This window comes from Paenibacillus sp. FSL R7-0331, assembly GCF_000758645.1.
GTDB classification, from domain to species: domain Bacteria; phylum Bacillota; class Bacilli; order Paenibacillales; family Paenibacillaceae; genus Paenibacillus_AQ; species Paenibacillus_AQ camerounensis.
In genome coordinates this window covers 5591204-5603759 of record NZ_CP009284.1, presented here as the reverse complement: position 1 = coordinate 5603759, position 12556 = coordinate 5591204, and the positions used below count along the sequence as shown (strand labels likewise).

Sequence of the window (12556 nt, the reverse complement as noted above, 5' to 3'; positions counted from 1 at the left end):
ATTTTTTATCGGGAGCCGTACGTTTGTGTGTACATAACCGGAAGGTGCAATTGGCATTCTGCCAGGAAGTGCGCTATAATGGCAGGCACGCGGGATATTCCTTTTTTACAAAAGAGGAGCATTTATATGCTGTGCATATTAATAATCCTTCTCTTTTACACAGCAGCAGATGACGTTTCTGAGTGGACGGCTAAGCTGCTTCTGATTGAAAAGTGAAAAAATGACATCCCGCTGCGAACGTGTTAAACTATTTCTGAAACGGAAAGAATAATCTGTATAGAGAAAAGAGGTTGGTGGCATGAGTCTGGTACCTATGGTTGTGGAATCAACAAGTCGTGGTGAACGCTCATACGATATTTATTCCCGGTTGCTTAAGGACCGCATTATCTTCCTGAGCAATGCGATTGACGATGATGTTGCCAATCTGGTCATTGCCCAGCTGCTGTTTCTGGCTGCGGATGACCCGGAAAAAGACATACACCTGTACATCAACTCTCCCGGTGGTTCTGTAACAGCCGGCATGGGTATATATGATACGATGCAATATATCAAACCGGATGTTTCAACCATTTGCGTCGGGATGGCAGCCAGTATGGGTTCCCTGCTGCTTACAGCCGGAGCGCCGGGCAAGAGATATGCACTGACCAACAGCGAGGTTATGATTCATCAGCCGCTCGGCGGTGTTCAGGGGCAGGCATCCGATATCTGGATTCATACAGACTGGATTCTCAAGACGAAACAGAAGCTGAATCAGATTTATGTGGATCGCACAGGTCAACCCCTTGATAAAATCGAACGGGATACGGACCGCGATAACTTTATGAGCGCGGAAGAAGCGAAGGAATACGGGCTTATTGACCAGGTACTCTCTTCACCGATCATATCTTAAAAGGGGTGGTAAGATGTTTAAGTTCAATGATGAAAAAGGGCAGCTGAAATGCTCCTTTTGCGGTAAATCACAGGAGCAGGTCCGTAAGCTTGTAGCAGGACCTGGCGTTTATATATGCGATGAATGCATCGAGCTGTGCACGGAGATCGTGGAGGAAGAGCTCGGCCATGAGGAAGAGCTGGATCTGAAGGATATTCCGAAGCCGAAGGAAATCCGCGACATTCTTGATCAGTATGTAATCGGCCAGGAGCAGGCGAAGAAATCGCTCTCCGTTGCCGTATACAATCACTATAAGCGTGTCAACAGCCAGAGCAAGATTGAGGATGTTGAGCTGACTAAGAGTAACATCCTGCTTCTCGGTCCGACCGGTTCCGGTAAGACCCTGCTGGCCCAGACGATGGCGAAGATCATCAACGTGCCGTTTGCCATTGCAGATGCCACTTCCCTGACGGAAGCGGGCTATGTCGGCGAGGATGTTGAGAACATTCTGCTTAAGCTGATCCAGGCTGCAGATTATGATGTTGAGAAGGCCGAACGCGGCATTATCTATATTGACGAAATTGATAAGGTAGCCCGTAAATCCGAGAACCCGTCGATTACACGCGACGTTTCCGGTGAAGGTGTACAGCAGGCGCTGCTGAAGATTCTGGAAGGTACAGTCGCTTCGGTTCCTCCGCAAGGCGGACGTAAGCACCCTCATCAGGAATTTATTCAGATCGACACGACGAACATTTTGTTCATCGTAGGCGGTGCTTTTGACGGCCTGGAGCAGATGATCAAACGCCGTATCGGTAAGAAGGTTATCGGCTTCAATGCAGGTGCTGAAGGCCAGAAGGATCTGAAAGCCGGTGAATACCTGTCCATGGTATTGCCTGAGGATCTGCTGAAATTCGGTCTGATCCCTGAGTTTGTCGGCCGTCTGCCGGTTATCTCTACACTAGAGCCGCTTGATGAAACGACCTTGGTACGCATTCTGTCCGAACCGAAGAATGCACTGACCAAGCAGTACATTAAGCTGCTGGAGATGGATAACGTGGCGCTGAAGTTTGAGCCGCAGGCCCTTGAAGCGATTGCCAAGGAAGCGATCAAACGCAACACCGGTGCCCGCGGTCTGCGTGCCATCATTGAGAGCATTATGCTCGATGTGATGTACGAGGTTCCGTCACGCGATGATATCAAAGACTGCGTGATTACGGAGCAGGTAGTCCAGGAGAAGGCTCTGCCTGAGCTGGGCATCAAGAAAGACAAAAAGAAAGAGGAAAGCGCCTAAGCTGCGCAGTCCTTACAAATAATCACAATCACAGCCTCCACCGTTTTCCGCTTATCCCGCTTCACCGCGGAGCGGGAGGGGTGGAGCTTTGATCGTTATGGGGGAGAGAGAAACCATGTTCTTGAGACACCAGACCCGGCCCGTCAATGTCGGCGGAGTAATCATCGGGGGTAATAACGAGGTTGCGATTCAAAGCATGTGTACGACCAAAACCGCTGACGTAGAAGCTACAGTGGCTGAAATTCTGCGTCTGGAAGAAGCAGGCTGCCAGCTCGTACGCGTAACCGTCAACAATGAAGAAGCGGCTGCAGCGATCAAAGAGATCAAGAAGCAGATTCATATTCCGCTCGTGGCGGATATTCATTTCAACCATAAGCTGGCGCTGCTGGCGATTGAGAACGGCATCGACAAGGTGCGGATCAATCCCGGCAATATCGGCCGCCGTGACAAGGTAGAGGCGGTAGTCAAAGCCTGTAAGGATAAAGGCATTCCGATCCGCATCGGGGTTAACGCCGGTTCCCTGGAGACTCATCTCCTGGAGAAATACGGTTATCCGACACCGGAAGCGATGGTCGAAAGTGCCCTGTACCATATCGGGATTCTCGAAGAACTGGATTTCCATGATATCATCGTCTCGCTGAAGGCTTCCGATGTGCCGATGGCAATTGAGGCTTACCGCAAGGCGGCAGAAGTCATTCCGTATCCGCTCCATCTCGGAATCACTGAATCCGGCACGCTGTTCGCCGGAACGGTGAAGAGCTCAGCGGGTATCGGTGCGCTGCTCTCGATGGGTATCGGCAGTACAGTGCGTATCTCGCTTAGTGCAGATCCGGTTGAAGAGGTTAAGGTAGCGCGTGAGCTGCTCAAGACCTTCGGCCTGATCTCCAATGCGGCTACACTGATTTCCTGCCCGACCTGCGGACGTCTGGATATCGATCTCTTCTCCATTGCCAACGAAGTGGAAGAGTACATCTCCAAGCTTAAGGTGCCTATTAAGGTATCCGTATTAGGCTGTGCCGTTAACGGTCCCGGAGAAGCACGTGAAGCGGATATCGGGATTGCCGGCGCCCGCGGTGAAGGACTGCTGTTCCGCTACGGCCAGATGATCCGTAAGGTTCCGGAAGCGGAGCTGGTGTCTGAGCTGAAGAAGGAAATCGATGTCATCGTGGAGCATTTTGAACGCACGGGCGAAATCCCGGGCCGTAAGCATGCCAATCTGGCTCCGGCTGTGCAGCCGGGGAATGCCTAAGCTGGCAGGACCGGGAACCCGTTCCCGCGATAACGTACTCATCTAACAATACGCTAATCTAACAAAACCCCTTAGATTCCGGTAGCTCCGGAAATTAAGGGGTTTTGTGGTTTTCCTGCTGCTGCCTGCTTTTTGGGGAAGGCTCCGGCTTCTTCTGCTTCAGCAGCTTCACCCGCACCAGGGCGGTGACATAGAGGATAGCCGGTATAACAAGCAGGAAAAGAGACGCGAATTTCATCCACACCGTAGCGATGATGTCATTGACGTAAACGGTGTTGATATATGTATTCCAGGCAATGATCATGAACAGTGCGGCTAACGGATAGATCAGATGATTGTGCCGCTTCAGCCCGAATATGCTGCGCAGCCCCTGGAGCATGGACAGGAACAGGACAGAGATTTTAATGAAATAGGTCAAGATCCAGATCGTAATCAGAATGCCTTCTACCCGCTGCAGAATGTTGCCTATGTTGATGGTCTTAGCCAGGGCATATGCGGGAAAAGTGCTGTTCTCCGTCTGTTCAATGCCAAGCACGAGTACACTGAGCAGTACAATGGCACTGAGGACCAGATCCCCTGCAGCGATTCCGAGGAAATAGGCGCGCTCACGGGGCTTATTCTGCCTGACAAGCGGAAGAAAGACCATCAGAACGATCACCTCCTGAAAAATAGAGGCCTGCAGTCCGGCCTGCAGCACCGGCATCCAGCCATCCTCAAGCACCGGCTTGATGTAGTTCCATTCAATCTGCGGAATCAGGGCCAGAACCAGGATGAGCAGCAGGACCACTACCCACGGGAAGAACAGCTCCCCAACCCGGGCTAGAATAATGATGCCTTTGCGGGCGCTGATGATAGCAGCGATCAGGAAAATAATCTGCACTACCTCCGGCGGCGTTTCCGGCATGACCTCACCGGAGACGAAGAAGCCGAGATTCCCGAGCAGAGTGCCAATCAATGAAATGAAGTAGAACAGATAAGCCAGTGTCAGCAGCTTGCCGGGCCATTTTCCGGTGACAGACTCCAGAATCTCATACAAGGTCTGTCCGGGGTAGAGCCTGGCAAGGGCGATATACAGTATAACCATCAGCAGATTAATTAACATGCTGATTAAAGAGGCAATCCAGGCATCCTCCCTGGCTATATGGGCCATACCGCTGGGTGTGACCAGGATGGACGTGCCAATGGTCAGGCCAAAAGTCAATATGAAGAACTGAAGTGCGCTGATACCGATTGTCCGCTTCACGTGTGGACCGCCTCCCCTCTCCTGTTAATCAATCAGCCCGGAAAGAGCTGGATGAAGCTGCGGGCCCACTCCAGCATTCTCCACTGCGGCAGTCCGGCCATAACTCCGATGGTAGACGCCAATGCAATAGCCCATATCCCGAAAAAAACCAGCAGATCCCGCGGTGAACGAAGCTTGATTAATTGCGGCGTTTCGAACACCGGCACCAGAATCAGGGAAATTAATAAAAAGAGGCCCCAGCTCATTTCTCTTCCATCTCCTTTTGCTGCGGCTGCACGACCGAGCCGATCCGCCGGATGGCTACGTCCGATTGGACGCTTACTTTGACAGTCCGAAAGGTTTCGTCCCAGTGCTTACGGTAGCTGCGCCATAGCTTCGGGTATTGCCTGTGCAGCTCCTCGCCGAGTCCATAAATATCGGAGTCATACTTCTCCTGAACCTGTCTGATATTGGCAGCCATCAGATTATCGAACTTTGCTTCGAGCCGCTGCTCCAGCTCCCGGATGCTGGCCGTTTGACTAAGATCAAGCCTGCTGTTCAGTGCGGTGAGATTGGCTTCCGCTTTTAGATGAATGACGAATTCAGGCTCGTCCTTTTGGTTAAGGGAAATCTTAATCCTGCTCTTGGCATTGGTAATGATGAATCCGGCCACCCCGCCGTCCGGACAGGTGATACTGCCCTGCGTCGATTCCACCTCATTCAGCACGTAATTGACGGTTTTACTCGGGGCTTCCCCCAGCCAGCCGATCAGCTTGTCTTTTTTGAACACGGCGATGCCGGCCTGCTTAATCAGCGATCTGGGGATGACGCTCTGCACATTTTTGACCGAGCCATGCTCTGAAGTGTCGCCCTGAAGCTGTATGCCGGACATAATCGGGTTGGAGCCGCCGCGCTCCAGCTCGACGATGAACTGCTGCAGGGTTACTTTTCCGGTGCCTGCCCAGTTTTTGTGCGCGACCAGAATCGAAGAGTAGAGGGAGTTGGCCGGGATCTGCTCAAAGGGGGTGATGACATCCAGTATCGTTGACGCATCGGTATGCTTGGCTACCAGCAGGAAGAAATCCGTGCGCAGCTCATGATTGCGGGTAATGTAATCGACGGCATCGCCCACCCCCTGTCTCGCGAATGCTTCACCGAAGACCAGCACGCGGACATGGGCCAGATAGAGGCTGCGCGGAGTTGTGCTGAGCATGCGCTGCAGGGCTTCGGGTATGGTGGTCCCTTTAGCCTTATAGGTAACGACCGGGAGACTTCCGTTAGAGCCGCCGGACAGGCTGCCGGACTGGCCGGGGTTCATTACCTGTGCAGAGACCGCGTAGCCGTCCTTGTCGAGATCCACGCCGAGTGCCATAACGATAGCCAGATCATTGAGTTCCTTACGGCTCCAGCAGCCACTGAGCAAAGTTAAGCTGATGAGCAGCAGGATGCAGCGAAGTGATTTTGTATACAAAAGACAGTTCTCCCCTTCCAGCAGTAATCAGCTCTGGCCAAAATACCGCTTCATCATCCGCTGTGACAGCCTGAGCAGAGTGTCCTTCTGTGCTCCCCGGCGCAGCGGGGCGAAAGAGCTCATGTAAGGAACGCCCAGCGACTCCAGGGTGCAGAGATGCAGTGCCAGGATAATCAGCGCAATCACCATACCGTACAGGCCGAACGAAGCGGCGATCGCCATCAGCACAAACCGCAGCATCCGCACAGAAATCCCGACATTGAACGCCGGCAGCGCAAAGTTCGCAATCGCCGTGATTGCGACAACAATGACCATGGCCGCAGAGACCAGACCGGCATCCACAGCCGCCTGGCCGATAACCAGCGTTCCGACAATAGATACGGATTGGCCGATTGACTTCGGCAGCCGGATGCCTGCTTCGCGCAGAATTTCGAAGGTAACCTCCATAATGAAGGCCTCCAGAAAAGCCGGAAACGGAATGCCCTCACGCTGGCCGATCAGGCTGATCAGCAGGCTGGTGGGGATCATCTCCTGATGAAAGGTCGTAATCGCGATGTAGAATGACGGTGTCAGCAGGGCGAGCAGGAAGCAGAGATAACGGAGCATCCGGACCAGGCTGGCAAAATCACTGCGCTGGTAATAGTCCTCACTCGACTGGAAAAACTGGACGAGCAGAGCCGGAACGATCAGTACAAAGGGGGTCCCGTCCACGAGAATGGCGATCCGTCCCTCCAGCAGGGCAGAAGCGGTTACATCCGGCCGTTCGGTATTGTATACCGTGGGGAATGGGCTGTAGCGCTTATCCTGGATCATCTCCTCGATATAATTGCTCTCCAGCACACTGTCGAGCTTAGCGGCATTCAGCCTGCGCCTTAGCTCCTCCAGTGCCGTCATATCCACCCTGTCTTCCATATACATGACGGATACGGAGGTCCGGGTGGACGCTCCCATCTTCCGCTCCTCAATGCGCAGCTGCGGATTCTGGACTCGTCTGCGGACTAAGGCGGTATTCTCGCGCAGCGATTCTGTGAAGCCCTCGCGCGGACCTCTGACGACGGACTGGGAGGTGGCGTCCTCTACGGCGCGCTGCTTCAGATTTTCGGTTCCGACGGACAGGGCTACTGCAGCTCTTTCTATATACAGAACGGTGTTACCGCTGAGAATTTCCGCTTCGATCTCCTCCAGAGACCGGACTTCCCCTACTTTGCCGAGCGTGATCGTCCGTTCCTTTAACAGCTGCAGTCCAGCGCCGGGGTCCGCGCCGTCGATCTCCGCATACAGCGGCTGATCCCGGTGCAGTGCCTCAATAAGCGCCTGGGGCTCGGCCATCCCCTCTATGAAAACAACGGCGGCAGAGAAGGACCCCAGGGCCAGCAAGCGGTAGATGATATCCGTACTGTTCCCCAGCCGGCCGCGCATCTCCTCCAGAAAAAGCGCCTGCGAACCGGGCAGCTGCTCCCGGCGCTTCTTCGGATCATGCTTCTCAGTCATTTCCATCTCCTCCTGTCCGCTCAGTATTTCCGCTTGAATATAGTAGTATGCAAAAAATAGTGCAGCGCGAATCCCCCCGGCGGCGTTTACGAATGTCCGAAACGGCTATACTACCTAGTAGTAGCCAAAAGGGCCGAACAGATAGACTGAAGGAAACAGGAGGATGACCTATGCAACTTGGTATATTGCTGATGATCGTGCAGCTCTTTTTTGCGCTGGTTATCGGCGTTTATTTTTGGAATCTGCTGCGTGGACAAAAGACAAACAAGACCGCGGTGGACCGGGAGTCACGCAAGGAGCTGGATAAGCTGCGAAAAATGCGGATGATCTCCCTGACCAAGCCGCTCTCGGAAAAAACGCGTCCCGCCGCTATTGGAGATATCGTCGGACAGAAGGACGGGCTGCGTGCGCTCAAGGCGGCGCTGTGCAGCGCGAATCCCCAGCACGTTATTATTTACGGGCCTCCGGGAGTCGGCAAGACGGCTGCTGCCCGTGTCGTAATGGAGGAAGCAAAGAAGAACCCGCTGTCTCCGTTTAAGAATGATGCGAAGTTCACGGAGATTGATGCGACTACAGCGCGTTTCGATGAGCGGGGGATTGCCGATCCGCTGATCGGCTCGGTGCATGACCCGATCTATCAGGGGGCCGGGGCGATGGGAATTGCCGGTGTGCCGCAGCCGAAGCCGGGGGCGGTGACGAAGGCACACGGGGGCATTCTGTTCCTCGATGAGATCGGGGAGCTGCACCCGATTCAGATGAACAAGCTGCTCAAGGTGCTGGAGGACCGCAAGGTGCTGCTGGAGAGTGCGTATTATAACTCCGAGGACAGCAATACGCCTGCGTATATCCATGATATTTTTCAAAATGGCCTGCCTGCCGATTTCCGGCTGGTCGGAGCCACCACCCGCTCACCGGACGAGCTCTCCCCGGCGCTGCGTTCACGCTGCATGGAGATCTATTTCCGTCCGCTGCTGCCGGAAGAGATTGAGGTTATCGCCAGGGATGCGATCCAGAAGATCGGCCTGAAGCCGAGTCCTGAAGCAGTAGCTGTAGTCCAGCAGTACGCAACTAACGGCCGTGAAGCGGTGAACATGATCCAGCTGGCCGCAGGGCTTGCGCTCACCGAGCAGCGGGACACGCTAAGCGCGGCTGAGGTGGAATGGGTGGCAGGCAGCAGCCAGCTGCCGCTGCGCACCGAACGCAAGATCCCGTCCTCGCCGCAGATCGGGCTCGTCAACGGGCTTGCGGTCTACGGGCCGGGCATGGGCACCCTGCTTGAGATTGAAGTCTCCGCCGCACCAGCGAATAACGGCCAGGGCCGGCTGAACATCACGGGGGTAGTCGATGAAGAAGAGATTGGCGGCGGCTCACGGACGATCCGCCGCAAGAGCATGGCCAAGGGCTCAGTCGAGAATGTGCTCACCGTGCTGCGCATGATGAACCTGGAGCCGGACCGCTTCGACCTGCACGTGAACTTCCCAGGCGGTACGCCGATTGACGGGCCGTCCGCCGGAGTGGCGATGGCCGTCGCCATCGTCTCAGCCATCCGCCGGCTGCCGGTGGATAACACCGTTGCCATCACCGGCGAGATCGGCATCCACGGCCGCGTGAAGCCGGTCGGCGGCGTCATTGCCAAGGTCGAAGCCGCCTTCCAGGCCGGCGCCACCACCGTCTTCATTCCCAAGGACAACTGGCAGTCCCTGTTCGCCGATGTCGCCCCGCTCCAGGTCATCCCAGTGGACACAGTGGATGAGGTCTTCCGGCACTTGTTCGGCGCCGGCACAGCTGACATCCGCCTGCCGGCGGTGTCAGGCGAGACGTTCTCCTCGCCTTCTTTGTTGAAGGCGGATGCTGCCGGAGATAGTGCGCAGGCGTAGCAGAAGTTAATAATAGGATGAGGCTGCCTCGGGGAGGCAGCCTCATTTGTGTAGTAAAGTAACAAATTTTACATACATATTTGGTAATTTGCAGGTATTATATAAAAGTGCTGTAAACTATTGAATAGGAGTACGTGATGAGGATTAAGCCTGTACATAGAAAGTATATTGTTGCTCTCCTGATTATCCTGCTGTTTCTTCTTTCCTTACTGCTGCCCGTAAAAGCTAATATCCTCGGATAGAGCATACATACATAACAGCTGCCCAAAAGCCGGAGGAACCCTCTCCGGCTTTTTGTGCTGGCTGTACTACTTTCGCTTAATTCATCATACATTTGGGTAATAAGCAATACAACAATCCAGCAAAGGGGGATTCTCATGCTACACGAATGGAGACGCAAATGGAACGAATTTCTGGCCGGGTATTATGAAACTCTTTATGCCGATTGCCTCGTCCCTGCCAAAAGAGAAGAGCTGCTGTTGAAAGCCCGCGAGCATTCATACAGATCCTATAGATTGAGCCGGACGCCGTGAGGCGTCTTTTTATTTAGCTGCCCGAACATATTCTATAAGAGAAACACGGATAATACATAATGTTTGTCAGCTGCTTAAATTAAACGGATGCTTTATGTGCCGCCAGTTGGTGTTTTCAACCTGTATTTGTTAAAATGATGTATATGACATAACTTGAGAACCATGGGAGGTGCGAAAGCGATGATGCCGAACAAATCCAAAGGTCGTCGTTTTCCTTTATTGCCGCTTAGAGGTCTTCTTGTGTATCCTAGCATGGTTCTGCACCTTGACGTAGGTCGTGAGAAGTCCGTTCGTGCACTGGAAAAAGCTATGGTTGAAGATAACCTGATTCTCCTCTGCTCCCAATCGGAAGTGAATATTGAGGAGCCTGGACAAGAAGATATTTTTCGGGTCGGTACGGTCGCCAATGTGCGGCAGATGCTGAAGCTTCCGAATGGCACCATCCGTGTGCTGGTTGAGGGAGTGGAACGGGCCGAGATTATTCATTATACAGACAATGAGGAGTTCTATGAGGTTATGGCGCGTGAGCTGCCTGAGCAGGAGGATGTCGATCAGGAGAGCGACGCCTTAATGCGTACGGTGCTTAGCCAGTTCGAGCATTACATCACCTTATCGAAGAAGGTCACGCCAGAGACGCTGGCTGCCGTATCCGATATTGAAGAGCCGGGGCGTCTGGCTGACGTCATTACAAGCCACCTGGCGCTGAAGATCAAGGATAAGCAGGAGATTCTGGAGACCATCGATGTCAGCAAACGCCTGGAGAAGCTGCTCGACATTCTCAATAATGAGCGTGAAGTGCTGGAGCTGGAGCGTAAGATCAACCAGCGCGTGAAGAAGCAGATGGAGAAGACCCAGAAGGAATATTATCTGCGTGAGCAGATGAAGGCGATCCAGAAGGAGCTCGGTGAGAAGGAAGGCCGGGCCGGGGAAGCCGAAGAGCTGCGCTCGCTGATGCAGGAGAAGAATCTGCCGGAGCGGGTACAGGAGAAGATTGAGAAGGAAATTGACCGTCTGGAGAAAATGCCGGCAAGCTCGGCCGAAGGCAGTGTCATCCGCAACTATGTAGATTGGCTGCTTGGTCTGCCTTGGAGTGAAGAGACCGAAGATGACCTGGATATCCAAAAAGCGGAACAGGTGCTCGACGCCGATCACTATGGCCTGGAGAAACCGAAGGAACGCGTCCTGGAATACCTGGCTGTGCAGAAGCTGGTCAAACAGCTGAAGGGACCGATTCTATGCCTTGTTGGCCCTCCGGGTGTCGGTAAAACCTCGCTGGCCCGCTCTATCGCCCGCTCGCTGAACCGTAAGTTCGTGCGCATCTCGCTGGGCGGAGTGCGTGATGAAGCAGAGATCCGCGGTCACCGCCGCACCTATGTCGGCGCGATGCCGGGCAGGATCATCCAGGGAATGAAGACAGCGGGAAGCATCAATCCGGTCTTCCTGCTGGACGAAATCGACAAGATGGCTTCTGACTTCCGCGGCGATCCGTCAGCTGCTCTGCTTGAAGTACTCGACCCGGAACAGAATAATACGTTCAGCGACCACTTTGTAGAGCTGCCGTTCGACCTGTCGAACGTGATGTTCGTGACCACTGCGAATGCTGTGCACAACATACCGCGTCCGCTGCTCGACCGGATGGAAATGCTGTATATTCCCGGCTACACGGAGCTTGAGAAGCTGCAGATTGCCAGCCGCTACCTGCTGCCGAAGCAGCGTAAGAACCACGGGCTTGATGAAGAACAGCTCGTTATAGAAGACGATACTCTGCTTAAGATTGTCCGTGAATACACCCGTGAATCCGGAGTGCGTAATCTGGAGCAGCAGATCGCTGCGCTATGCCGTAAGGCTGCGAAGAAGATTGTATCGAGCGAGAAGGAGCAAGTCACCATCCTGCCTGCTGAGGTTAAGGATTATCTGGGTGAATCCAAGTACCGCTATGGAATGGCTGAGCTGGAGGACCAGATCGGCACTGTAACCGGGCTGGCCTGGACTGAGGTCGGCGGTGATACGCTGCTGATTGAAGTAACGGTTGTTCAGGGTACAGGGAAGCTGACGCTGACCGGGAAGCTGGGAGATGTCATGAAGGAATCAGCACAGGCTGCCTTCAGCTACACCCGCTCCAAGGCAGAGGAGCTGGGTCTTGCTCCGGACTTCCATGAGAAGAACGATATCCACATTCATATACCTGAAGGTGCGATACCGAAGGATGGCCCGTCTGCAGGGATTACCCTTGCTACCGCGCTGATCTCTGCACTCACCAAACGTTATGTCTCCAAGGATGTAGCGATGACGGGAGAGATTACCCTGCGCGGACGTGTCCTGCCAATTGGCGGACTCAAAGAGAAATCACTTGCCGCCCACCGGGCCGGCTATACCAAAATCCTGCTCCCTAAGGACAACGAACGCGATCTCAAGGATATTCCGGAGAGCGTACGTAACGATGTGGAGTTCATCCCGGTATCCCATATGGATCAGGTGCTCCAGCATGCGCTGGTAGACGGGCAGGGAGCCATCAGCAGTAAAGCGCCGAGTAGTGTGCATTAGAAAGGAAGTT

10 protein-coding genes are annotated in these 12556 nt (G+C 53.9%); 6 read left to right on the top strand and 4 right to left on the bottom strand.

Translation table 11 applies throughout. The features are described 5' to 3' along the window. Positions 1-298: 298 nt before the first annotated feature. The 3 genes from clpP (at position 299) to ispG (ending at position 3408) form a co-directional block, all read left to right on the top strand. Positions 299-889 carry an ATP-dependent Clp endopeptidase proteolytic subunit ClpP gene (gene clpP, locus R70331_RS24075; RefSeq protein WP_042179928.1) on the top strand — a complete coding sequence of 197 codons (591 nt, stop codon included), beginning with the start codon at positions 299-301 and terminating at the stop codon, positions 887-889. Positions 890-902: 13 nt separating this feature from the next. After that, on the top strand, positions 903-2159 hold the full coding sequence (gene clpX / locus R70331_RS24070) for an ATP-dependent protease ATP-binding subunit ClpX (RefSeq protein ID WP_042179926.1): 1257 nt from the start codon (positions 903-905) through the stop codon (positions 2157-2159). Between the two features lie 115 nt (positions 2160-2274). Continuing rightward, positions 2275-3408: a flavodoxin-dependent (E)-4-hydroxy-3-methylbut-2-enyl-diphosphate synthase gene (ispG, locus tag R70331_RS24065; RefSeq protein ID WP_042179923.1), complete on the top strand. Its 1134-nt coding sequence runs from the start codon at positions 2275-2277 to the stop codon at positions 3406-3408. A 94-nt stretch (positions 3409-3502) separates the two neighbouring features. Here the strand turns inward: ispG and R70331_RS24060 are convergent, their stop codons facing one another. From R70331_RS24060 to R70331_RS24045, 4 genes are read right to left on the bottom strand one after another with little or no spacing between them, the layout of a single operon-like run. Then, on the bottom strand, positions 3503-4651 hold the full coding sequence (locus R70331_RS24060) for a GerAB/ArcD/ProY family transporter (protein WP_042179919.1): 1149 nt from the start codon (positions 4649-4651) through the stop codon (positions 3503-3505). A 32-nt stretch (positions 4652-4683) separates the two neighbouring features. After that, positions 4684-4896, bottom strand: a complete 213-nt coding sequence (locus tag R70331_RS24055; RefSeq protein ID WP_042179916.1) for a hypothetical protein — start codon at positions 4894-4896, stop codon at positions 4684-4686. Continuing rightward, entirely contained in the window at positions 4893-6101 is a 1209-nt protein-coding gene (locus tag R70331_RS24050; RefSeq protein WP_042179913.1) for a Ger(x)C family spore germination protein, read from the bottom strand. The genes R70331_RS24055 and R70331_RS24050 overlap by 4 nt, the downstream gene beginning before the upstream one ends. A gap of 27 nt (positions 6102-6128) precedes the next feature. Beyond that, positions 6129-7592: a spore germination protein gene (locus R70331_RS24045; protein ID WP_042179910.1), complete on the bottom strand. Its 1464-nt coding sequence runs from the start codon at positions 7590-7592 to the stop codon at positions 6129-6131. Positions 7593-7762: 170 nt separating this feature from the next. Here R70331_RS24045 and lonB point away from each other — a divergent pair, with 170 nt between their 5' ends. The 3 genes from lonB to lon all read left to right on the top strand — a co-directional run bounded on the left by lonB (position 7763) and on the right by lon (position 12546). Next, positions 7763-9469, top strand: coding sequence for an ATP-dependent protease LonB (lonB, locus tag R70331_RS24040; RefSeq protein ID WP_042179907.1), 1707 nt, complete (start codon positions 7763-7765; stop codon positions 9467-9469). A gap of 377 nt (positions 9470-9846) precedes the next feature. Then, positions 9847-10002, top strand: coding sequence for a hypothetical protein (locus tag R70331_RS31705; RefSeq protein ID WP_156131185.1), 156 nt, complete (start codon positions 9847-9849; stop codon positions 10000-10002). Positions 10003-10182: 180 nt separating this feature from the next. Beyond that, positions 10183-12546 carry an endopeptidase La gene (lon, locus tag R70331_RS24035; protein WP_042179904.1) on the top strand — a complete coding sequence of 788 codons (2364 nt, stop codon included), beginning with the start codon at positions 10183-10185 and terminating at the stop codon, positions 12544-12546. The last annotated feature ends 10 nt before the right edge of the window (positions 12547-12556 follow it).